This window comes from Halomonas sp. SIMBA_159, assembly GCF_046536035.1.
Classification (GTDB): Bacteria; Pseudomonadota; Gammaproteobacteria; order Pseudomonadales; family Halomonadaceae; genus Vreelandella; species Vreelandella venusta_A.
Genome location: NZ_JAWJBT010000418.1, coordinates 1 through 278 on the forward strand (window position 1 = coordinate 1; position 278 = coordinate 278).

Consider the following 278-nt stretch of genomic DNA (forward strand, 5'->3'; position numbering starts at 1 on the left):
CTCGGCCTCGAAGCGTCGGGCGAGGCGGTCGGTCTCGGCCACCATGCCGGCGACCTGGTCGTCGGGGGCCGGCGGGGCGAGGTTGCCGGCGCCCGGCGTGGCGAAGCCGTTGACCTCGTCGACGACGACGAGGCCGGTGGGCTTGGCGGCCGGATCGAACCGGCCGAAGGCGATCGGCATCGCCTCGGCGAGCTGGTCGAGGAGCGGCGTACCGGTCACCTGATCGGGCATCGCGCGGCCTCCGGTGGCGTCACGGGGGAACGGAAAGGCGCTCCGGG

General features: G+C 75.2%; 1 protein-coding gene. It reads right to left on the reverse strand.

All coding sequences use genetic code 11. The annotated features are described in order from the left end of the window. Positions 1–231 (reverse strand): hypothetical protein (locus R0J87_RS19860; RefSeq protein ID WP_498888405.1); only part of this gene is annotated, 231 nt, incomplete at its 3' end. Positions 232–278 lie beyond the last annotated feature (47 nt).